The 26,287-nt window shown below is 37.6% G+C and carries 8 protein-coding genes and 1 pseudogene; 4 read left to right on the forward strand and 5 right to left on the reverse strand.

Going from position 1 to position 26,287, the window contains the following annotated elements; all coding sequences use genetic code 11:
• The 3 genes and pseudogenes from NCE97_RS05990 to NCE97_RS06000 all read left to right on the forward strand — a co-directional run.
• Window positions 1-1,026: pseudogene (locus NCE97_RS05990) on the forward strand (PorP/SprF family type IX secretion system membrane protein); the annotation flags it as partial.
• A gap of 63 nt (window positions 1,027-1,089) precedes the next feature.
• A complete protein-coding gene (locus tag NCE97_RS05995; protein WP_353778043.1) occupies window positions 1,090-9,309 on the forward strand; it encodes a T9SS type B sorting domain-containing protein in 8,220 nt (2,739 codons plus the stop codon).
• A 30-nt stretch (window positions 9,310-9,339) separates the two neighbouring features.
• The gene (locus NCE97_RS06000; protein WP_353778045.1) at window positions 9,340-10,323 is read left to right on the forward strand and encodes a PorP/SprF family type IX secretion system membrane protein; all 984 of its coding nucleotides are present in this window, start codon (window positions 9,340-9,342) and stop codon (window positions 10,321-10,323) included.
• An 8-nt stretch (window positions 10,324-10,331) separates the two neighbouring features.
• Here the strand turns inward: NCE97_RS06000 and NCE97_RS06005 are convergent, their stop codons facing one another.
• Window positions 10,332-11,657, reverse strand: coding sequence for a PDZ domain-containing protein (locus tag NCE97_RS06005; RefSeq protein ID WP_353778046.1), 1,326 nt, complete (start codon window positions 11,655-11,657; stop codon window positions 10,332-10,334).
• Window positions 11,658-11,945: 288 nt separating this feature from the next.
• On the opposite strand from NCE97_RS06005, the gene NCE97_RS06010 reads away from it, so the two are divergent.
• Complete coding sequence (locus tag NCE97_RS06010) at window positions 11,946-12,536, forward strand: LytR/AlgR family response regulator transcription factor (protein WP_353778047.1); 591 nt, start codon at window positions 11,946-11,948, stop codon at window positions 12,534-12,536.
• Window positions 12,537-12,609: 73 nt separating this feature from the next.
• Here the strand turns inward: NCE97_RS06010 and NCE97_RS06015 are convergent, their stop codons facing one another.
• From NCE97_RS06015 to NCE97_RS06030, 4 genes are all read right to left on the reverse strand, one after another.
• On the reverse strand, window positions 12,610-13,029 hold the full coding sequence (locus NCE97_RS06015) for a nuclear transport factor 2 family protein (RefSeq protein ID WP_353778048.1): 420 nt from the start codon (window positions 13,027-13,029) through the stop codon (window positions 12,610-12,612).
• Window positions 13,030-13,032: 3 nt separating this feature from the next.
• The gene (locus NCE97_RS06020; RefSeq protein ID WP_353778049.1) at window positions 13,033-13,995 is read right to left on the reverse strand and encodes an alpha/beta fold hydrolase; all 963 of its coding nucleotides are present in this window, start codon (window positions 13,993-13,995) and stop codon (window positions 13,033-13,035) included.
• A 73-nt stretch (window positions 13,996-14,068) separates the two neighbouring features.
• Window positions 14,069-14,626, reverse strand: coding sequence for a TetR/AcrR family transcriptional regulator (locus NCE97_RS06025; RefSeq protein ID WP_353778050.1), 558 nt, complete (start codon window positions 14,624-14,626; stop codon window positions 14,069-14,071).
• A 357-nt stretch (window positions 14,627-14,983) separates the two neighbouring features.
• A complete protein-coding gene (locus NCE97_RS06030; protein ID WP_353778051.1) occupies window positions 14,984-26,281 on the reverse strand; it encodes a DUF8693 domain-containing protein in 11,298 nt (3,765 codons plus the stop codon).
• Window positions 26,282-26,287: the final 6 nt, after the last annotated feature.

The following is a 26,287-nucleotide window of genomic DNA, read 5'->3' on the forward strand; positions in this document are numbered from 1 at the left end:
AAACTTGAAGCGGAACAAAAAGCTAAAGAAGAAGCAGAAGCACAAGCCAAACTTGAAGCTGAACAAAAAGCTAAAGAAGAAGCGGAAGCTCAGGCTAAACTAGAGGCTGAGGAAAAGGCTAAAGAAGAGTTGATCACTAATGCCAAAGATGAGCTTGGTAAAGCAATGTATGCTATCATTCAGAAAACTAAAGAATCAAAAGCAACTCAAGATGAATTATTTGATAACATCAATGATATTGTTGTGATCAAAGGTCAAGATCTTAAGGATCTTAAGGAAGAGAATGACCTCAACGAACAAGGTATTGTTACTCAACCTAAACCATTTAAAAATTCAGCTGAAGAAAACAGAAGATTAAACGCAATGATAGCTGACCTAGATAGTGTCATTAATGCACGTAGTAATGATATCAGAGAACTAAAATCACTATACGATGAACGCTATAGAGAAGTTGAAGGAGATACCATTTACCTAGATGAAGTGTATGTCTTCTATCAAAAAGAAATCAATCGTCTAAATGCTGAACAAATAGAAGCAGCTCAGACTAAAATAAGATTACAACTAGAATTAGAAAACATTAGAGCAGCTACTGAATTTGAGCGTAACAGAAGAATTAAACGTGCAGCATTCGATAATGAAACAGAACGCTATACTAGTGATAGAGCTGCATTAAAGAATATTAAAGACAATACTGTCGCTGGAAGTGAAGTCTACCAAACAGAAGATTTCGATTTTGGAGAAGAACAAAGTAGTAACATACAGATTCTCAAAAACGTAGGCAACGTTAGCAGTGGTTATTATTTAATTATTGCTGTACATAGCGACACCGAAAAACGAAATGAGTTTATCACTAAGGTTTATGCCTCTGGGCGAGCAGATGTAGACTTCTTCTATGATGTCAATACTAGTAAGTACTACATCTACTACAATAAGTTTAGTGATATACAATCTGCTAATAGAGCAATGGAATTAAAAGGAAGTCAACCATATAATGTCAACATGTCCCTCGTGAAAATAGAAAACTAAATATATAAGGCCCCAATTCCTTTTTGATGCCCCAAGCTAAAAAGGAGTTAAAAATTAAGCACTATGAAAAGACCTACATTTTCAAAAACCGCCATCACAATTTTGCTATTATTTTTTGGCCTACAACTATATGCGCAGAATTACGTCCCATTCACGCCTAGATTCGATCTGGATGTTAAAGGTGATATTATTCTTATTGGTAATAATATTCTGGGACCAGATAATAATGCGTTCAACGATAACTCTGTCTACAATCACAATGTCAATATGCAGTATATTGATATTGATAGTGATGCCTCTACCTTCAGTTCATCGAGTGCAGACTTAGACATACCAAACCCTCAATGTTATAGAATAATCCACGCAAGTCTTTATTGGGGTGCAGTTAGTCCCGGTGCCGAACCAATAACAGAGGTTAAGTTTAGAGGTCCAACTGGTGGTTACAATGACATACAAGGAACCATCATTTTTGATGCTAATGGAACATCTATCGACGGCGGTGATAGTTTTTCATATGCTTGTTATGCAGACGTTACAGACATCGTCACAAATTTAGGAACCGACTTAGGTACCTATACAGTAGCAAATGTATCTTCAGCTGAAGGGGAAACAGCTCTAGACGTACCTTATAACGGAACAGGTCATTCAGCAGGATGGTCATTATTTGTTGTATATGAAGACCCTACCTTACCTGGTAAATCAATTACAAGTTTTGACGGATTTAGTGCCATTAGTGTTCCTGGTAACAATCCAAATCTAGATATTCCTATAGATGGATTTAGAACTGTTCCTGCTCCGGCACCTGTAAGAGCTAATTTTGCGTTCGCAACGCTCGAAGGTGATAGCCCAATCCTAGGAGATCGCTTAAGATTGAATGGTGTGAGTCTTTCTACTGTAGATCGTCCTGTGGCGAATTTCTTCAATAGTTCAGTAACCCAGTTAGATGCAACACCCGTTAACGATAGGGTTCCAAACAGTACAAACACCTTAGGTTTCGATACAGGAGTTATGGCTATACCAAATCCTGGCAATTCAGTAATCGCCAATGATGCTACTTCAGCAACTGTACGATTAGAAACCAGTGGAGATACATACTTTCAGTATTTCTTTGCTTTTGCAGTAGATATCATTGAGCCCGACATAGTGCTTACAAAAATTGTAGAGGATGATGCCGGAAATGATATTGGTGGACAACTCGTTGGTCTTGGTTCATCATTAAATTATGTTATTGGGTTCCAAAATACAGGAAATGATAATGCAACAAATTTCCAGATACGAGATATTCTACCAATAAATATTATATATAACCACCCAACTGATCTTGTATTGCCTCCTGGAGTAACCGTACAAAGTTATAACCCAGCAACACGAGAACTTATTTTTAATATAGATGATTCACTAGTTGAAGAAAACGATCCAGTGTACGAAATTCGAATTGAAGTACAGGTAGTTGATTCATGTGATCAGCTAGCTGATGCTTGTTCAAATATAGTAAGTAACCAAGCTTTTGCAACTTATAATGGATTCTATAATCCTACGTTCCAAATTACAGATGACCCAAGTTTAAATAGTAACACTGGATGTTTATTAACGCCTCAAGCAACAAACTTTTTAGCCGATCTCGATTGTACTTTTACTGAGAATGTAATTTTATGTGGTGCTAGTGTAGATTTAACAGCAGCTGACGGATACGATTCATACTCATGGTCTACCAGCCCCACAGGAACTCCAGTTATTGGGACATCTCAAACCATAACGATTACCTCTCCTGGTACTTATTATGTATTCAATACTGCTCTAGCACCTTGTCAATCTACAGAGCAAGAATTTGTTGTGGAGTTATTTGGTGCAGACATTCCAAATCCAGTAATTCCTTTTGCAGATGAAGTAGTTACTTGTCCAAACGACGGAAAGCTATTGCCTAATATATTTTTATGCGGTGCGAATGATTCTAGAGATATACAAACCAATATTGCAGGTGCAACTTCAATTATTTGGGAAGTACTAGACGAAACCAGTTGTCCTCCAGTAGCAAATCAAGATTGTGCCAATGAAGATGCATCATGTACATGGAACCAAGTAGGAACAGGTCCAGATTATGAAGTAGATACAGCAGGTCAATATCGATTAACCATAAACTTTTCAGGAGGTTGTGTGGTGCAATTCTTTTTTAATGTATACACTAACTTATTGAATGCAACGGTGTCCTCTACAGATATCATCTGTACCACACCAGGTACCATAACAGTAAACAATGTACCGTCTGGCTATGAATACAGCTTAGATGATGTTAACTACCAAACGAGTAATGTATTTACTGTAACAACACCAGGCAACTATACGGTTTATATAAGACAAATAGGTGTTCCAACTAATCCGTGTGTATTCACAGTACCGGATGTACAAATTAATGAACGTGATTTCTCAGGATCATCCACTGTCCTTCAACCTTTATGTTTTGGAGATAAAGGAACTATTATCATTGCTGCCAATGAAGCAGATCCACAGTATTCGTATGCACTTTACCAAGGCGCAACACTAATTAATTCTGTTGGTCCAATAGTTGACAATACCTATACGTTTGCCAATCTAAATCCTGGCACCTATACTGCTACGCTAGTCACAGAGAATGGATGTACCTATTCTGAAGACATCACAATTGTAGAACCACCTTTACTAACGGTTTCTGCAGCAGTTACAGTACCGCTTACTTGTGAAGATGGTGAGATTACAGTATATGCTCAAGGTGGTACACCACCATACTTCTACTTTGTTAACGGATCACCTGATTTTCAAACTGTTCCTGAAATTGTAGTAACTACTGCTGGAACATATACTATAGAAGTCATTGACTCTAACAATTGTAGCGCAACAACCTCGATAACTGTAGATGATATACCAGAGCCGGAGTTTACTATAGCAACAACGGATATCCTTTGTTCAGATTCTGGAGATACAGGAACCATTACTATTAATGTGACAGCAACCAATGGCTACAGTTTAGAGTATAGTATTGATGGAGGTGTTAACTTCTTTAGCTCACCTGTATTCACAGGATTAGCAGCAGGCGATTATGATGTTGTAGTGCAATACGCTGCAGGTTCAGCTATCTGTACAACTGATCCTCAAACTGTGAGTATTTCAACAAATACTGCCATTTCTGGTACTGCTGAATTAACTTCAGATTATACATGTACTTCAACGGGAACTATAACAGTAACTGGTGTTACGGGAGGCTTACCACCATATATGTATAGTATTGATGGTGTCAATTTTCAAGCAAGTAATACATTCACTGGTTTAACTGCTGGTAGTTTTACTATTACCATACAAGATGCTAATATTTGTACTGCCGTTAGCAATACAATTACGATAGATCCTTTGGATCCTCCTTCGGATATGACCTTTGATCATACGCCTGTAACTTGTCCTTCTAATACAACAACGGTTACTATTACAAGTGTAACTGGTGGTACAGGAGTTTTAGAATATCAGATTATAGCACCAGCAGCGAGCGCGACTCCTTATCAAACATCAAATGTATTTCCTGGATTAGAGCCTGGTACTTATACATTTCAGGTGAGAGATGAAAATGATTGTGTATACTTTGAATCTTATACTATCGATCCTTTAACAATGCCAACAGTCGATGTTGTTTTAACTGAAGCTTTGGATTGTACGGCTTCACCTGACGCTGAAATTACAGGAACTATAACAGGTACAGCGCCATATACGTATGCTGTATCTATAAATGGAGGTGCGTATACGCCTTTGGGTGCAACAGGAACACCATTCAATTATACAACGTCTACTGCAGGAACTTATCAATTTGAAGTTACGGATGCCAACGGATGTACAGCCGAGTCAAGCATCATAACAGTAGAGCCTCTATCATTACCAGATATTATTTCTGTAGTGGAAACAAGACCAATATTGTGTAGTGGAGATTCAAATGGTTTTATAGATATTACTATTGATACTACAACAGGTACACCGCCTTTCACAATAAATGTAAATAACGATACTACTGGTACAAACTACGGAACACAAACTACTGGATTACCAGCTGGAACCTATACTATAACAGTAACTGATGCGAATTCTTGTACAGATACCGAAACCATTACTATTAATGAACCAGATCCAATTTTTGTTAACTACCATACTGTAGATATTACATGTTCGGCTGGTGGTGTTTCTCAAGGTTCAGTTATTGTAGATTCTGTAACGGGAGGTACAGCGCCATATACCTATCATGTTACAGGAACTAATGGATATTCTAATTCAGAATTTAATGCTTCTGGAACAACCTCCGTAAGTTTTGATGTTGTTGATTTTGGTTTGTATCAGATCAATGTGATTGATGCCAACGGATGTTCTGTATTAGTACAGGATGTTATTGTAGCCTCTCCTCCTACTGATTTGGACATTAATGTCAATGCCACTGTAGATTGTGCATTAGGCGGACAAGCTGTAGTGAGTGTAGGTTCAACGCTACCAAGTTCTGGACCGTTCTTTTTCAGTATTTATCAAGGCCCAGTATCTGTGTATCCTAACCCTCCAGGTTCTTGGATTCCAGAAGATTCCCCAGGCAGTCAATCGGCCACTTTCACAGGTTTAACACCAGGCGTGAGCTATACATTCATTGTATATGATGCGTCTACCAATTGTCATTATTATGAGCCTGCCACTACACCAATACCTACCAGTTCAACATTGGTGCTAAGTGCTATGAGTTCAAACAACATTACTTGTACCGGAAGTGCGGATGGAACTGTGTCTTTTACTGTTGATAGCAGCTACGGTATTAACGTAGATGTTGATTACGAAATATTCGATTCTTTATCATTAACAACAACAGGGATTAGCGGGTCTGGAACTATTACAGCAGGCGGTACACTTACAGTTACTGACTTAGGCCCTTTACCGTTTGGAAACTATATTGTGGTAATCAGTGAGACTTCGGGTCCTAATGCTGGTTGTGGAATCGTTACGACACCTTTCAACATTACAGAATCTGAAATTTTATTGAATTTAACTACATCTGTTGATCAAAATGCTAATTGTAATACAGCATCTGGAGTAATCAGTGCTATAGGTCAGGATGGTACAGCGCCTTATGTGTATCAAATTACAACAACTCCAGCGGCTCCACTTCCAGGAGATCCGTCATGGGCTTCAGCCAATACTTTCAATGTAGATGCTGGAAACTATTATGTCCATGTTATGGATGCCTATAATTGTATTATATCAAGTCCTGTTGTGGTTGTCCCTGCGGATCCATCTCCAGTGATTTCAGCTACGCTAAACAATCAATGTACAACTGCAGAAGGTGAGTTTGAAATTGATGTAACTCTAGATACTACAGGAACTGCACCATATAGCTATAGTATTGATGGTGGAGCTTTTCAAAATTTAACTGCTCCTTTTACCATTTCGAATTTATTCTCTGGAACACATACTATAGAAATTCAAGATGCGAATGGTTGCGGAAACTTAGTATCAGTAGATATTGCTGCACCTCTAACGATAACGCCAGAGGTAACTGGTATTGCATCGTGTAATGATGATGATGGTGAAATTACGGTAAACGCATCAGGAGGTTCTGGAACCTTCACATATACGATTAGTCCAAATCCAGCATCTGTAAGTTTAAGTGGAAATGTGTTCTCGGGAGTACCTTCAGGAATTTACACAATCACAATAACAGATACCGTTACATCGTGTACAGAAGAGGCTACGATATCAATACCTGAGGCAATTCCTCCAACGGTTACTACTACTCCATTGACAGATATAAGCTGTTTTGGAGATACTAATGGTTCATTCGAAATAAATATAAATGGATATTCTGGTGCATATACTTATGAAGTTATTGATGACAACTCAGGAACTTCTGTGACAGGAGTTGTAAATGCCAATACCTCAACAAACCCAGTAACAGTATCTGGAATGCCAGGCGGAAGTTTTACAGTAGTGATTAATGAAACTGAAAGTCCTTTCTGTTCTACTACTGCTAACGTAATTATTAATTCTCCTTCTGAAGCGTTAACGCTTTCAGCAACAGAAACCTCTAATGTTACTTGTGATAACAACCAAGGGACTATTACAGCTATTGCGAGTGGTGGTTGGGGAGACTATGAATATGAATTGACAGGAGATGCCAATGTTCCGTATTCTTCAAATGGAACATTTACTGACTTATCTGCTGGAAACTACACCGTAAATGTAAGAGACGCTGAAAACTGTATCGTTTCTGTGAATGTTTCACTTGTAGAGCCTACACCTATTGATGCTACGTTTACGCCTAGTACAAATATGTTAGCATGTTTTGGTGATCAAGATGCATCGATAACAATAACTAATGTCACAGGTGGTCAAGGTGCAGAATATCTGTATACACTAAACACTATTTTACCAGTACCTAGTTCTTCTGGACCACAAACATCTAATGTCTTTACAGATTTAGGCGCAGGAACTTATTCAGTAAGCATAACTGATAGTTATAACTGTATTCTAACATCAGTTGATATTGTTATTTCTGAACCAACTTTAATAGAAGCCGACTTAGTGCTTACGTCTTCTCAAAGTTGTTTAACAGAATCAACACTTACCTTAAGTGCCACAGGCGGAACTGGAACGTATGAATATAGTGATACTGCTTCATTTGCTACTGTTTTAGGATCCTTTACAACATCGACAACATTCTCAGTACCAGATGGAACTTACATGTACTATGTTAGAGATGCCAACGGTTGTATTTCTCAGGTGTCAAATGAAATCACTATTGACCCATTACCAGACTTAGTTATTAATCTGGAATCAGAAGATCCAACCATCAATTGTACTGGAGATAACACAGGTTCTATAGTCGCGACAGCTCAAGGTGGTTTAGGAAATTATGTATATACACTACAGGACACACTTGGAAATACAATTCCTGCTACGCAGAATAGTCCAGGAATCTTTACCGAACTAGTTGCTGGAACTTATGTGGTATTTGTTGAAAGTGGTGACTGTGATACGGCTTCGGCTCCAATTACAATAGTAGAACCTAGTAATCCATTGATTGCTGATTTCATAGTTAATGATATTACGTGTAGTGGAAATGATGATGGTGTTCTAGAGATCAATGCTTCGGGAGGAACCGGAATTATTAAATATGCGATTTCACCTCAACTGGATCAATTCTTTGAGACTAATATTTTTGAAAACTTAGCTGCTGGTGATTATGATGTTATTGTACAAGACGAATTAGGTTGTTACTTAACTTTCAATTTTACTATTTCTAATCCTGAACAGGTTATCCTTTCTATTGTTCCTGATTCATTGCTTGAAGAAGTTTGTGAAGGAGATGCCAATGGAGAGTTTAGTATTGATATTTCTGGCGGTACCTTGCCTTATAGCGTAAGTCTAGATAATTATGATGGTCCATATACTACAGGTGCACCAAACCAAACCATATTTGATTTTACTGGATTAAGTGGCGGTGACCATACTGTTTTTGTTCGAGATGCTGAAGGTTGTCAATCTGAATGGAATATTACCTTCCCAGAGTCCATTAGCTTCATCCCTATTGCAGAAGTAACTTATGCTTGTGAGAACAACACGCTGGTCAATACAGTTACCGTTACTGTTGACGAAGATAGCGTGGATCCATCTGAGCTAGATTACTCTCTAGATGGTGGTGATTATCAATTGAGTAATGTATTTACAAATGTATCTCCTGGTGATCACACTATAGATGTTAGACATACTAATGGTTGTATTCAAACTACAGAAGTAATTGTTATAGAAGATTTTCAACCTGTAGAACTTGCCTTAGTTGAAGGTGTAGAAGCTGGTCAGATTATTGCCAATGCTACTGGTGGTACTGGAATTTATGAATTCTACCTTAACGACGAGAATTATGGCACTACCAACATATTTATCGTTTCTGAGTCTGGAGTATATACAATAACAGTTATTGATAGCGCTGGTTGCGAAGCCACTGCTCAAATAGACATACAAATTCTTGGGCCTTGTATTCCAGATTATTTCACACCAAATAACGATGGTGTGAATGATGGCTGGACGGTTGAATGCCCTGAGAAATATCCTAACCTGAAGTTCGACATTTTTGATCGATATGGCCGTAAAGTTGGTTCTTATCGTGTTGGCGAATATTGGGATGGTAAATATAATGGCACCGAATTACCAACAGGTGATTACTGGTATGTCGTGAGACCGAATAGTGAAGCATTAAATGAAGAATACGTTGGACATTTTACGCTTTATAGATAAAAAAATTCGGTTGATTTAAAATCTAGAGATATGAAAAAAATTACATTATACATTCTTTTACTGTTCTGCTCTTATGGCTATACACAAGAGTTAAACCTACCTGTATGGACACAGTATCTGGCAGATAACCCTTTTATTATCTCACCTACTTACGCTGGGATTGGAGATAATTTTAGAGTTAGAGCCAATGGTTTAACACAATGGGTAGGTATTAAAAATGCCCCAGACAATCAGGCCTTATATGCAGACGTAAGAATCGCCAACAGAACAGGTATCGGTTTATCTATGTATAATGATAGAAATGGTAACACACGCCAAAAAGGTGCTAAACTATCCTATGCTCACCATCTTATGTTGAGTTATACGGAAAAGATGTATTTGTCTTTCGGATTGTCTTATAACATTAACAGTTTTAGGATTGCGATAGAAGATTTCCAATCTATTGACGGAAACCCAATTGATGATCCAGCAATTACTGATGATAGGTCACGTACCAACCACAACTTTGATGTTGGTGCCTTATTTCGTTATAAAGATTTTTATGCAAGTTTGAATGCCAATAACATTCTTCAAAAAGATATTGATGATTTCTTTGGTGCAGAGCCAGGCGATCTTTTAAATTTTCAATTATACTCTGGACTCATTATCACTAATAAAACCAATAAAGATATTGAATACGAACCTTCAGTATTTTATCAGTTATATTGGAGTGATAAGCGTTCTAGTACTGACATCAACTTTAAAACGCGTTGGTTCAATAGACAAGGTGATTACTTTTGGGTAGGTGGCTCGTATCGTTTCTTGAACGATCAATTTTTCAAGCCTCTAAATATTGGACCTATGGCTGGTATTATGAGAAATGGGTATTACTTTGCTTACTCTTATCAAATTACCATAAATGATCTTACAGCCTTTAATTCTGGTACACACTCTATCACCATCGGAATAGAATTCTTGCAAGGTGCTAGTAACTGTGAATGTACAATTGGTACTAGCTGGAGAAAGTATCGATAAGTCATAGGCTACTCCAAACCTGCCAGTTCTCTAGCCCAATTTACTATGATCATGCTAATGTCATCTTCCCATTCTCCTGGGTTTCCAACAAATGAATCTTTAGGAGTTTTATGGATGGTATTCCAATGATCTAAACCTGGATATTCATAGAGAACATGATCTGTATGGCCATTCTTTTTTAAGACATCTACTATCATTTTATTATCAAAGGAAGACATAATCCAGTCGTTAGTGCCTCTCATAATTCGCACAGGGGCTTTTATTTTCTCCCATTCGCCAGCCAAGTCATAATCTTGTAATTGCTGATAATAGGCAACAGGACGTCCATACATGTGTTGGGCACTATGATAATTGAACTCTTTTATAGCTGGGTATTCATCCTCTATTTCTTTATATGTTTTCTTTTGAATAAGCATCCCGTAATACAATGGTATGTAGTAATTGTTCATCTTCTTCAGAATTTCTGACTCGGTATCACCACGCATTTCTCTTATCCTTCGCTCAATCTCCAACATGTGTTCAAACCAGGTTTTAAAGAATGTACCATCAGATATGACACCTGCCAAATCAAACTCATTGGCCATTAATGGTGCTAAAGCACTGCCCATACTAGATCCGTAAACCACTATTTTTGAAGCATCCACATAAGGTTTTGATTTTAGCATCTGTATCGCTGCTCTATATCCTGCCAAGTCTGTATTGAAATCACTTTTAGAGCAATCGCCTTGACTATCGCCTACTCCTGGTTTTTCTATTCGCATCACAACCATCCCAGACTTTTCGACAAGGTCATTAATGACACGAACCCAATTACCTCGTCTTCCTGGGTACACTTCAATACTCGAGCAGCTCAAACCTCCAAGTAACACAACTGCTGGTTGTTTCCCAGGCTTATTGGGTTTAGTGATAATGATTCTCTGTGTAATACCGTATCTACTGGTCACCTCTTCATAATAAGTCTCTAAATCGTCATGTATTTCAATAGGCAAAGGATTGAGTTTGACTTCTTTTTTAACTACAGCACTTCCTCTGAGTGCTTCAATAACTGTCGTTTTTGTTGATCTTATACCATAGGTCATTTCTGTCCAGGCTTCATCATTTTCAACTAGAACATTGTCTACTCTAATGATGATATCATCAGCCTTAAACCCTGCTTTTTCGAGAGGGCTATTGCTTTCTACCGATACAATTTTTGCGCCTGGGATATTATCAGCTGGGCTCGAGATGTTTGCGTCCCAACTTGCTCTTCGTTCAAGAGTTTGAGAATAGCAGTAGCCTGCTGAGACTAGTAAAAGGATATAAACGATTGAAATTTTCTGATACTTTTTTAACATGACTTTTTAATTTCTGAATACCTGCTTAAAATTATATTGCTTACTTTTAATTAAATCATAAATTATACGAAGCCATTAGTATTTTATACGAAAAGTCAGATTCAGATGACTTGGATTTAATCATAACTTTAAATGAGTCCCGATAGGTTTTATTTGTTCAACTCGAGAATAGCTACTCACGTCGTTTTTTGGATAGCCTATTACATTTTTTTCAGTCTTATTTGGGCAACTGGGCAGGGTTTGAAAGCTTCTTTTTTCCTTGAGTTTATCTTACTTCCCATTCGAATCATGGCAGTATATGTAACTATCTATGTGTTGTTACCAAAGTTTTTGGTAGAACGACAGTATATAAAGTTCATTTTGGGATATGGAGGACTAATTTTATTCAGTGCCATTTTACAGCGAATCTTTATACACTTCTTTTATGAGAGTTTAATATTGAATAATCCTTCGGAAGAGTTATTCAGTTTCAAAATGTTGCTCAGAGCAATGATATTGATAAACACAACTGTGTTTCTTATTCTGAGTTTTAAGATATTTCAGCTATTTCAAATTGAAAAAAGAAAGAATGAAGTAGAAACGGCCATGTATATAGAACTAAAAGCGGATAGACGATTTTATAGAATTAACACCAACGAAATTCTGTTTATTCAAGGGAAAGGCAACTATACTACGTATCATTTGCAAGGTGGCTCAAAAATCACCACTTATGGCACTATTAAAAAAGCCTTGGAAGAATTGCCGGCAAACTTCATTAGGATTCACAAGTCATACATTGCTAATAAAGCTGAAATACGATCTTTTGACACGAACTCCATCGAAATAAAGGATCAGTTTATTCCCAGAGGAAAAAGTATTACAGATGAAGAATTGCTCTAGTGGTTCTTATGCTCATGACTTTTATTAAACTCATAAAACCTCACCTTATTTGGAGAGGTTTTATAAAAATGATCTAGTTTTTAAACTTTCTATCTTTCTCTTTTATTGGCAAATCATTAATACTCGCATAGCGCTTACTCATTAGTCCATCGTTGTCAAATTCCCAATTCTCATTCCCATAAGCCCTATACCACTGTCCGCTATCTGTCCTATATTCGTATTCAAATCTAACTGCTATACGATTACCAGAGTGAGACCAATATTCTTTTTTTAGTTTATAATCTAATTCGGTCTCCCACTTTCTTTTCAAAAAAACTTGTATTTCTTCTCTACCATTAATAAAATCACTTCTATTGCGCCATAGGCTATTAACAGAATATGATTTCGAAATTTTTATGGGATCCTTAGAATTCCAAGCATCTTCAGCCATTTGAATTTTTTGCTTTGCAGTTTCTTCCGTAAATGGTGGCAATGGATATTTCTGTTCTTTCATTGTTTATCTTATTTTATTCTTCTTTAAAAACTTAGAAATATAGTTGGCAATCTCTGCTCCTTTTTCTTCTAAAGCAAAATGCCCTGTATTGAGTAGATGCATTTCTACATTATTCAAGTCGTTCTTATACGGATAAGCACCTTCAGCAGGGAATATTTGATCGTTTTTTCCCCAAACAATAAGCGTCGGTGGCTGATGATCTCTAAAGTATTGCTGCCATTTTGGGTAAAGAGGCACATTTGTTCTATAATCATAAAACATTGCTAATTGAATATCGTTATTACCCTCTCTCGTTAAATGCTGTAAATCAATATTCCAGTTATCAGGACTAATTTTAGAAACGTCTTGTACGCCATGTACATATTGCCATTTCAATCCTTCGAATGAATTAAACTCTTCTAAAGGTTTTCTATTTTCTAATGTTTTGTTATTCCAGTATTTCTTTAGGGGAATCCAAAAGTCACTTAATCCTTCTTCATATGCATTTCCATTCTGGACAATTAATGATTGTACTTTCTCTGGGTATTTTGAAGCAATTCTTAATCCAATTGGTGCACCATAGTCCATAATGTAGATGCTATATTCATCTATATTCAACTTATCCAAAAAAGCTTCAATAACATTTGCCATATTATCAAAAGTATATTCAAATTCATCTATTGAAGGTTGGGAACTTCTACCAAAACCAGGATAATCTGGTGCTATCAAATGATACTCAGAAGATAAATCTGAAATTAAATTGCGGAACATGTGTGATGATGTGGGATAACCATGCAGCAATAATATAGTTGGCTTTTCTCTATCCCCTGCTTCACGATAAAAGATATCTAGTTCATTTACTTCAACAGTCTTGTAAGTTGTTGAAAAATCTTTCTCTTTTAACTTTTGTGACTGACCTAGTATGGTAGGTGTAATCGTGATGACCATAACAGCAGCCATTACATAATTTCTAATAATTGTTTTCATTGTTTTATGGTTTATAAATTATCATATTTTAATTTATTACCGAATGTTCGGTAAAATATTATTTTAAATTTTTTTATATGTATCTTAATCTAATTTTTTCTAAACTATCAATAAATGGCTTTGTTGTCTGTAGTGCTTTTGACATTACTAAACTTCCCTGAATCTCTATAAAAGTTTGATTTGCTTTTTCGGTTGCGTCAGTTTCAGACATACCACTGGCTAATCCAAATTGCTTAAATCCATTTAAAATTAGATGAATCCCTTGTTTAATTTGAGCTCCAAAAAGTTCTATTCCACTATCTAAAGATAATGACCTATAAATACATACCTCGCTCCCACCATCATACAAAGTTTTTATATTTCGAATAGCTTCCTCTAAGCGTACTTTTTTTCCTTTTTCAGAATCAGTCAAGACATTATAAACATGTTTTTTGATGTTTTCTTCTAAGTACACTAAAACCGCTAATGTCATGTCTTTCTTGCCTCCAGGGTAACGATGATACAAGCTTGCCTTTTTTAAACCAGTAGCTTCAGATAATTCGGCCATGCTTGCACCTTCATATCCTTTAGATCTAAACACTGACATAAGGCCATTTAGCATTTCTATATCCTGTACTTTTTGCGGTCTCATACTGCAAATATAGATGAAAATAGTTTTTTACCAAACGTTTGGTAATTATTTAACACTTGTTTAATAAATGTGACATATTGTATAAAAACCTCCTCATCCATAGACAAGGAGGCATTTATGAAGCCGCTAATTTTTCCCCTTTAAACAAAAATTAGACAGCCCTGCTTCTGTATACAGCTCGTTATAGCTATAAAAAAGCTTTTTCGTTTTAGGTTACCCAAAAGGCATGGCTACGTAAACCTGTTATATTTATACTATTAATCATTATATAAAAGAATATTACCATGCCTACTTGGTGTAACCGCTTCTAAAAATGTGCTAACATTTTTAACATGTGAGGTTAAGCTATCTTGGTTATTATCTCAATATTAGTTTCTGTGTTTTTCGTCTGTTATTGTTCTTTAACTCTACTACATACACACCGTCATTGAACATGCTCACATCAATACTCTGTACCATCGTTTGTGTCTGTAGCTCTGTATCTAACACCATTCTTCCCTGAATATCATATAATTTGAAGTTTGTGCCTTCTGAAAGCAATCCACTGATCACAATCGTGTCTTCTGTATGATTTGCATAGATGTTCAGGGTTTCCAATTCGTTTTCAACTGTGCTCAATGCATCTTCTTCAAACCTCAAATAAAAACGTCCCGTACCATCTATGTCCTGATTTGGTGTAATGATATAGGCTCCTGTGGTCAACAGGGTTATCGTATTGGTCAAAGTATCTTCCAAGTAAACATTTACAGTTCCTGGGAAGGTGGTCTCCAGAATCTCAAAACTCAATTGTTCTCCAGCATTCGCATTAACGCCCAGTGGAATCACAACATTATTGTAAAGATCATCACTGTGCAAGGCTTGTATCGCCATTGGTATTCCTGCATTGTCCTCTACCAGATGTGAGTACACTGCAAAGGCTGGTGCCGTGCCTCCCCATATCGCTGCATCATAGCCTGGGTCGAGTCCTAATGAGGCATTCTCGTTGAAGTAGAAGTCCGTCGTGTAATTATCATCATCTGAGGAGATGCCCAGTCTTAAATGCTCGGAAGTATTTCCTGAACGTCCCAATATGAAGTCATCACTATTCCCTGTAGTTCTCATACTTGGTGTAAAGGCTATGTTACCCGTAGCCTCAGCCTGTACGAAGAAGCCCTGTCCTGGGGCTATCACAGTAGATGCATCTGTTGTCAGAAGATTATAGATCGTCCACCCGTCTGATGCTGCACCATCATATCCGTACAGTCCTGTAGCGGTCTCATCGATAAGTCCTGAGTTGACCAAGTCATTCAAGAAATCTTGAACTTTCATGTAGCTTGGATATGGGTTACCGATAAGGTACCAATCACTAGTTGCTGATGCATCAACTGGTACACTCACGATGCCATTTTCAGCAGTTCCAGTAAAGGTAAATGTACTGTTATCTGTTGACCCTGTACGGTATCCAATTCCTGCTGTAAGTGCACTAGCATCATCTGAAGCATCATACGTTTCATAAGCGCCTGTAGTATTGTTGAATGGTCCGAATAAGAAAGCTGGACTACCTCCTATTGTTCCAGATAACAGGTTTGGGTTAGCTGCTCTAAACGCACCAAAGTTTTGACCTGAAAGTGGTGGGCTAATCAAGTCATTATTGCCAGTCACTGTTCCACTATTTGCTGCATTGTTGACATGACGCTTGTATTCAATATTTCCTGAAATAAATCCATCCAATATCAAACTCGAATAACTTGTTGAAATCGACTCTAGAGTCATTCCTCCGGCTGTGTTGAGTATCACTCCAGTATTCACCGTAAGACCAGCTCCTGGCTTCACTGTTATAACCTTACAATCTGTATTAGCTGTTATTGAAGCATCACCTGCTTCGATCACTATATCATTGGCCGAAGTTGATACGCCACTAGGATCTGATGGGAACCAGCCATTGTTATAGGTATAGACAGCTATAAGATCTGAACTCAACACTACATCATTACCATCCCCCTGATCATAGTAGATATACCATGTCTTGCCATTACCAGCAATAGTCGCCCCATTTGGCAATCCTGTAAAGGTTCCTACCACTGGATCGGTTCCATCATTATCTATAAGCACAAGTGTTTCAGTATCTTCAGATAAAATTCCTGAAGTGTCCAATATGTTCAAAGTAGCGCCATTAATATTCACAATACCATTGACCACGATCTGATCATAATCAATACCAGCAGTTGTAAAATCATCGACTTCTATTTCCAAAGTATCTCCTGAACCCATTTCAATATCGCTATTTATTCTTAATTGCCCAGGGGATTGACCTGGTGCCAAATACCCATCAATAGTCGTGGTTGCCACGCTAAACTGAGTTTGGACTGTAATTCCCTCTGGCGTATTGATTGGACCAACATTTGAAGTCAATGAAAGGTTTCCGCCAGTTGTAACTTCTGTTGTAGGCGAGACAAAATCTATTGCCGGAGCATTTATTGCTCCACTTGTTCCTTCTAAAGAAATATCACCTGAACCTAATGTGGAGATCTCTCCATTCAACTCTGATCCCACATGACCAATACCTTCAACATTAATGGTTCCTATACCTCCAGTTTGAATCGTTGTATTAGACGTTGTCCAAACACCAATATTAGTAAGGTCTGGTTGACTCCTTCCTATACCAAAAATATCGATATCGCCTCCATTACTTTGAATGCTTGATGTCCCTTCAATACGCACACCTCTATAATTGACATTCCCATTCTCTACACCGTTTCCTCTTATAATAATATTTCCTGTATCGGATACAACACTACTATTTTGCGCCATCCAAAACCCATCTACTGTGATGCCTACAGGGATATTTATATATATCGTTCCGTCGAGTATAATATCTCCTGGTCCTGTGGTTTCCACATGACCATTAGTCATATATATCCCCCCAGAACCAGACACAACTTCTGTACCTGCAGTCATTGTAATACTTCCCCCATTAGACTGAACTGTTCCAGCGATAGTCGTTGTACTCTTTGTAGTGGTTGTAATCAATCCTGTGGTAACGAGACCACCATCACTATCGATAGTGAAATTTCCAGTATCAAGATTGAAGTTACCATTACCGATATTGGTTGTATTGGTATCGAAACGCACAAAATCACTTTCGGTTGCAGTGATAGTCATATCTGCATCAAATCCAGTCGCTAATCCTTGTATTACAATACTTTTTGCATTATCAGTATTTGTATTATTGATGTTTAGCGAACTATTGGGATTGTTATAATATACTTTTGTTGATGTAAACACATCGATTTGATTATCTAAAAGACCTCCAGCTGATAAGGCCATATAAAAATCTTTCCCCATATTAAAGGTTCTGTTATTAACATCCAGATTGTCTATAATATGCTGATTCAAATCATCATAGCTTATCTGGCTATTCCCTGTCATTTGAATGGTTCCTGTGTGGGTGTCTGTAAACGTATGCTCGACATTCGTATAGGTGCCTGGGCCAGATATTGACATACTATTATTTCCTGTATCGCCTCCATAGAACAATTCATCTGTAAAATTACCTCCGCTTAAATCTATATTTAGGTTGTCATTCCCGTTTTGGGTATTAATAAAAATAATTCCTGTTACTGAAGCTATAGGTGCTGTAACTTCGTTTCCGTCTTGAGTAGTTCCAGGTCCGGCAATTACAGGTTTTACTGAGTCGCTAATGCGATAATTAGTACCATCTACAATAATGGTGAGATTATCATCAAATTGAAAAGGATCTAAAAACACTAGATTACCCGACCCATCTATACGAACGTTAGGAGCGGAAGTACTTAGCTGAACATCATTACTTCCTGCAAGATTGTAATAGATGTACCAGGTTTTTCCATTGCCAGATATTGCAGACCCATTAGGTAATCCATTGAATTCTCCAACTACAGGATCAGTTCCATCATTGTCAATTAAAATAAGGTTTTCAGGACTAGAAAAACTTCCCGAAGTATCAATGATATTTAAAGTCGCTCCTTCTATATTTACTGTTCCATTTACTACTATTTGATCAAAATCAGTTCCTGGAGTGTCAAATCCAGAAACTTCAATATCTAGTGTATCTCCAGTGTTAATTTCAAAATTTCCATCCACAGTCACCTGCCCAGGAGATAACCCAGGCGCTAAAGTTCCGTTTATTATTGTATTTACAGCACTAAACTGAGTTTGATTAGTGACTCCAAATGGTGTATTTATTGATCCTGTATTTGCTGTTACTGTTAAGTTTCCACCAGCATTAAATTGTGATGTAGATGAGGGTAGGAATATTGATGAATAATTTGCCGCACTACTTGTCCCTGTAATTGAAATATTACCTGTCCCAGTGGTACTCACAACACCTACCGATATAATTCCAAATTGATTCGATCCTGTATCGTCTGTACTAATTCCAATAATAGATATATCACCATTTTCGGCACTAACTACAGCGTTAGTCCGTATATCTAAACCATAGTTCGTATCTGTTCCCACACCGCCAGTTCCATTGATTGATATATTACCTGAGCCCGAAGTTTGAATACTGGCTCCATCAAACATAAGGATGCCTTTGTTGTTTTCACCTATACTATTACCTCCAGTTCCTGCAATATTTATGTTTCCGCCTTGACTTTGAATGACAGTAGAAGTCGCCATATTAATTCCTCTGTTGGAATCAGACCCCGTTGTGGCTCCTACACCATTAATGTTAATATCTCCTGTTTCTGAAATAATATTAACTTCTTGAAATTGCACTCCAGTTACAAAAGCGAATGTATCTTCTAGATATGCAGTCCCATTGAGTGTAATGGTTCCTGAACCTGTGGTTTGTATTGTTGAAACTCCTATTTCTAAACCGCTAAATCCGGTACCTGGTGCTGGTGAAGTTCCAGCATTAATGGTAATATCTCCATCAGCAGAAGATATGATATCGCCTTCTCCAACAAAAGTGGTTTCAGAGCTAGTAATCGTTACTGACCCTTGTGTAGTTATTTCAGATCTCACCAAAACAACTCTTGCCGTTATATTAAAATCTCCTGTTCCGATATCGGTATCAGTTCCTGAACCACCAGTAGTACCAAAGCGAATAACATCTTCCAATTTGGTTATAGTTAAATCTGCGTCAAATCCGGTAGCAAATCCGTCGATACGTGTAGACCCTTGTGTTTGGCCTTCGCCTTCTAAAGTCAATGAGCTATTAGGGTTGTTATAATCTATTGTAAAAACACCACTGGCAGATACTCGATTTTCTAAACTCCCAGTAGGTTCAAACAATGTAAAATCGCTTATATTGAGTTTAAAGACTCTATCGTTGACATCCAAATTATCTACAATAGCTTGTTCTAATCCAGTATATGTAATATCACTGTTTCCAGAAATATCAACTGAACCTTCGCCTGCACTATTGATTGTATGTGTTACACCATTATAAGTTCCTGTTCCTACAAATGATATTCCATCGGTATCACTTCCTGCATCATAATTAAGTATATCCGTAAAATCGCCTCCGGTTAAATCAATGTTTAGGTTGTCATTACCTGTTCCAGTATTGATATTAATATCTCCTGTGACAGAAACAATCGGTACTAATACATCATCACCATCTTGTATAGTTCCTAGACCAGCAGACAAAAACCTTGAAGCGTCACTGATACGGTAATTGGCACCATCTACTATTAGTGTTAAGTCATCATTTAAGCTACTCGCATCTTCAAAAACCATATTTCCAGCAACATCTACAAAAACATCCCATTGACGCGAACTAAGTACTACATCGCCTGTGTAGTAGATATACCAGGTTTTACTGTTTCCTGCTATAGCAGTTCCATTAGGCAATCCATTAAACGTTCCGTTAATAGGATCTGTTCCATCATTGTCGATGATGATAATATCTATATCTCCCTCTGGTAAAGGCCCACTATTATCCACCAACTCCAAAGTTGTATTTGTGATATCAACAGCTCCATTGACTTTAACCTGGTCGTAGTCAAATCCTGCGCTAGTAAAGTCGTTTATCTCAATACTCAAAACATCTCCTGTGCTCATCGCAAAGTTGCCATCCACAATAATCTGTCCTGGTGATTGCCCTGGGGCTAGCGTTCCATTAATGATAGTATTGTTTGCCACAAACTGTGTTTGAGATGCAGCCCCTGCGGGAGTCTTTATTGGTCGCGTGGTTGCCGTCATGACAAGATCACCTCCTGAAGTAATCTGAGCACTTGGGGCAACATTGATCGATGTATTACTATTACTTGGGCTGTTTACCGCAGTCCCATCCAATATCACATTCCCAGTACCTGTAGTTAAAATGAAGCCTCTAACTTGCATCCCATCATTATTAAACCCTCCTATATGAGTACCTATCCCAGTAATATTAACATTCCCATCTACTGTGCTAATCAAGGTTCCTCCATGGGCTATAACACCATAGTTACCTCCCAATGTTTCGCTCTGCCCTCCTGTTCCTGTCATAGTAACATTTCCATTGCCAGTAGTCTGGACATTTGCTGTACCTCCCATGTATATACCAATATGAGTACCTGAGTATTCATTATATGTTGTATTGGATAATCCAGTTATAACAATATTTCCTCCAATACTCTGAACGGTTGATGCATGGGTCATGTAAACTCCATAGGATTCTCCATCATCCGCTCCAGCTGTACCATCTAAAGTGATATTCCCTGTTTGAGAATAAACCCCACTAGTGTTCTCCAATAGAATACCCATCGTGTTAAAACCAGTAGTGAATGTTCCCTTACCATTAAGCGTGATGTTTCCAGATGTGGTCCTGATCTCTGACCCAAGCCTCAAATGAATCCCCCTATCTTGCGGTGCGTTGGTACCTGAAGATATGTTGATATCACCCGTTGTACTTTCCAGAGTACAATCATTTATCGCAGTCTTTCCTCTTGTGCTAGTCGTTATCGATCCTGTAGTAGTAATGGACTGGTAGATGTTCAAGGTTCTTGATAACAGATCTAGATCTCCGTTGCCTAAGTCCATTGCCACATTAATGTCTATCGTATTGTTGAGTGACGCAGCATCATGCGGACCATTGACAATAAGGAAATCTCCATCTACACCAATTCCGAAATAATCAACGCTAACTGAATTTTCCGTAGCGATGGCGATACCGTTATTTCCATAATTAAAATCTACCCAATCTTCTGTAGCTGTTCCTATACGATATTCTAATGCTGTTGGGGAGTTATTCAATAGTATAGCTTCACTACCTTCATTAACAATAAAAGCTCTAGAATTTATATTTAATTGGTCTAGAACCGCAGACTCAAGTCCAGTATAGGTAATCGGATTTCCTGTTAATGAAATCGCATTGTTTTGCGTATTATTATAAAAAGAATAGAATGCATTTTCATAAGTACCACTCCCTGATAAGGTTAATATATCGTTGTTGTTCCCTCCATCATAATTGATCCTATTTGAAAAATCACCACCGTTGAGATCTATGTTTAAGGCGTCATTTCCATTTCCTGTACCAATATTAATATCGCCAGTCACAGAAGTAATAGGCACTAGCACGTCATTACCATCTTGGGTAGTACCTAACCCTGCTATTACTGTACGAGCTGAATCGCTAATGCGGTAATTGGTGCCATCAACAGTAATCGTTAAGTTGTCATTAGCATTAATAGGATCTTCAAAAACTAGATTACCCGAATCTATGTAAACATTTGGCGCACGAGAACTCAAGACCACATCATTTCCGTCTCCTCCATTGGTATATATATACCACGTTTTGCCATTACCGAGAATTGAAGATGTGCTAAAATCTCCAGTTATAGGATCCGTTCCATCATTATCAATGATGATAATATCTGTATCTCCAGCTGGGAAAGGTCCGCTAGTATCAATTAACTCCAATGTTGCGCCTGTAATATCTACATTGCCGGTGACCTTTACCTGATCATAGTCAGTTCCTGCAGTACTGAAGTTGTTCAACTCTATACTCAAAACATCTCCTGTACTCATCGCAAAGTTACCATCCACGATCATCAGCCCTGGAGATTGTCCTGGCGCAAGGGTTCCATTGATAATGGTGTTGTTGGCTACAAATAGTGCTTGCGTCGGAATACCTCCTGCTGTCTTTATTGGCTGTGTAATTCCCGTCATCACAATATCACCTCCTGAAATGATCGGTGAACTTGGAACAGCATTTATTGCAATATTATTGGTACTATCATTTATCGCCTCACCTTCCAGTATGATATTTCCTGTTCCTGTAGTCGTAATAGTACCACCAAATTGTATCCCATCACTATGTTCATCAGTACCTTTTCCAGTGATATTTAAATTACCATTTTCTGCACTGATCAAAATCCCTCCATGAGTTATAACCCCATGATTTTCACCTAAGGCCAAGGCCTGACTTTTTCCACCTGTACCTGTAATAGTTACATTTCCACTATTAGAGTTTTGTATGCTTGCCGTTCCTGCTATCAACACACCCACTTGTCTTGGGGAATTATTATTAAATTGTGTTGTTGATAATCCTGTAATGGAAATATCACCTCCGACACTTTGAACAGTTGACGTACTGGTAATAAAAACTCCATAGGACTGTGCGTCATTTGAACTAGCTGTACCATCTATAGTAATAATTCCTGTCTGGGAGTATACACCACTTGAATCCTGGATTAAAATGCCCATGGTGTTGGTTCCGATATTGAGCGCTCCAATACCATTAAGCACTATATTTCCTGATGTGGTCCTAATTTCTGATGTTGATCTTAAATTAATTCCCCTATCTATTGGAGCACTGGTACCTCCTGACATATTAATATTACCTACAGTGCTTTCCAGATTAGAGTCAAATAGAGTCGTTTTTCCTCTTGTACTGGTCGTTATTGAGCCACTAGTAGTAATGGATTGATTGATGTTCAAAGTTCTGGATAGTAAAACCAGATTACCACTTCCTAAATCCATTGCCGTATTAATGTCTATGGTATTATTCAGGGAAGCAGCATTGTGTGGGCCGTTGGCAATAGAGAAATCAGCATTTGTTCCTGATTGAATATAATTGACACTTACTGGGTTTCCAGTCTCGATACTTAAATTTTGATTTGTATTTGAGCTTGGGTTGAAATCAATCCAATCCAGAGTAGATGTTTCCAATCTATACGCCAATGCTGTTGGGGAACTATTTAGTTCTAACGTTCCGCCACTTATAATTTCATTAAATGTTATGGCTCTATTATCCGTATTGAGATTATCTGTAATAATACCTTCTAATCCTGAATAACTTATTGTACTATTTCCTGTTATTGCTATAGTTCCCTCACTGTTGCTTGTTGCACTGATAAATGTATGAGCTACAGTATTTTGAAGGTTTGTTCCTGAAAGTGTTATGTTATCAGAACCATTACCGCCATCAAAATTGAAAGCATTTGCTGTAAAATTCCCGCCATCAAAATCTATATCTAAACTATCATTCCCATCTTCGGTATTGATATTAATATTCCCTGTTACTGAAGCTATTGAGACCAAAACATCATTTCCATCTTGTGTAGCTCCTGGTCCAGCTACTAGTGCTCGTATTGAATCACTGATTCGATAATTAGAACCATCGACAACTATTGTTAGGTCATCATTAACATTAAAAGGGTCTACAAAAATCAAGTTTCCTAAGCCGTCTACTATGACATTGACATCTGGCACATTAGGAATTAAGACTACATCATTACTACCATTATAATTGTAATGTATATTCCATGTTCTTCCATTTCCAGAAATCGAAGCTCCTTCAGGTAGTCCATTAAATATTCCTGAAATAAGATCAGCGCCATCATTGTCAATAATGACATATTCTCCATTTAAAACTGCACTAGCACTGTCAATAAAATTTAATGTAGTACCATTAATATTTACTGCACCATTAACTTTAAGTTGATCGTAATCTTCTCCTACTGCTAAAGGGCTCTCAAATTCGACCTCTAGTGTATCACCTGAACCTATATTAATATTTCCGTTTACCTCAACTTGGCCAGGAGATTGTCCTGGTGCTAGAACCCCATTAACTGTTGTATTGGCCGCATCGAATATGGCTTGGGGAGCTGCTCCATTGGGTGTATTGATTGGTCCTATGTTAGCTGTTAACGTTAAGATATTTGCAGACTGAACTAGGGCTCCAGTTGAAGTTACGTTTATAGCTGACGCATCTGTTACTGCACTAGTTCCTTGTATAAGTATATCTCCAGGGTTAGTTGTCGTTAATGTGCCACTATCTATTTGTACTCCTTTATATCCTGTACCAATGACAACGATATCAGCTGGACCTGTTGTACCTTGAATTGACCCTGAATTTATTGATACACCGATATTAGAATCATTCGCTGTATTTCTCCCTGTGCCATTAAGGATTATATCACCGCTTGTACTTTGTATACTTGCGTTACTTTCTAACCGTACGCCTCTAAAATTAGCTCTACCATTATCTATCCCATTACCAGTAATATTTATATTTCCAGCATCTGATGTCACACTACTGCCTTGCCTCATATAAACACCATTAAGCGTAAAACTTATATTATTATTTGAGTACGCAGTACCATTGAGTGCAATATTTCCCGCACCACTAGTTTGTACATGTCCATTATCCATAAGTATAGTACCAAAATCCCCAGGGACTAGCTCAGTACCTGCAGTGATGCTAACATTTTGTCCTGTGGATTGAACTATACTTCCACTATTAATACGTGTTACATTTTTACTCGAAGTAGTGATAGAACCTGTAGTAGTAAAACTGCTAGAAAAACTCAAAACGTCACAGGTTACGTTAAGATTTCCGTTTCCCAAGTCTGTGGCACTTACAAAACGAACATCATCATCAGTTTCACCATTAATGGTAAGATGAGCATTAAAACCACTATCTAATCCTCTTACATCTAAGAGATCTTTTCCAGCACCAGTAATATTAATTGTCAATGAATTGGTTGGATTATTAAAATCTACGGACTCTCCATAATCAGAATCAATTTGATTATCTAAAGTACCTGCTGAATCCAAGGTGATAAATTCAGTATTTCCAAAATCCCCTGTAAACGTAAATACACGATTTGCTCCATTTAGATTATCTGTAATGGGCTCCAGCCCAATATAATTGATAGTACTATTTCCTGAGATATCGACAAAACCGTCATTATTATTTATAAATGTATGCTCTACAGTATCGTAAATAGTATCGCCACCAATTAATACCATATCATCACCAGATGCAGTATTTTGTTCTCCTCCATTATACTGAATTGGAATTTTGATATTTCCATTGGAAAGGTCGACAGTAAAGGTATCATCACCGCCTTTGGTATTGATCACAATTTTGCCTGTTACCAAATGGATTGGCACCAAAACTTCATTACCATCTTGTTTAGTACCCTTTCCAGAGGTTAACCTCGTCGAAGAATTACTCAGGCGATAATTAGTACCATCGATGACTATACTAATATCATCATCAATGCCAGTGTTGTCAGTATAAACCAGATTTCCTGAATCGTCGATTTTCACACCATTTCTAGTGTAATTGGGTTCAATGGTTTTGTCTGTAGTTTTGAATTCTAAACTGGAAGCGTCTTGAAATTTTTGAAAGCTCCAGGTACTGATAGAAAAACAGAAGCATAAATACAGAATGCTGTAGTGCAAAAGGGATTTCATAATAAA

The organism is Winogradskyella sp. 3972H.M.0a.05 (assembly GCF_040493455.1).
In the GTDB taxonomy this organism is placed as follows: Bacteria; Bacteroidota; Bacteroidia; order Flavobacteriales; family Flavobacteriaceae; genus Microcosmobacter.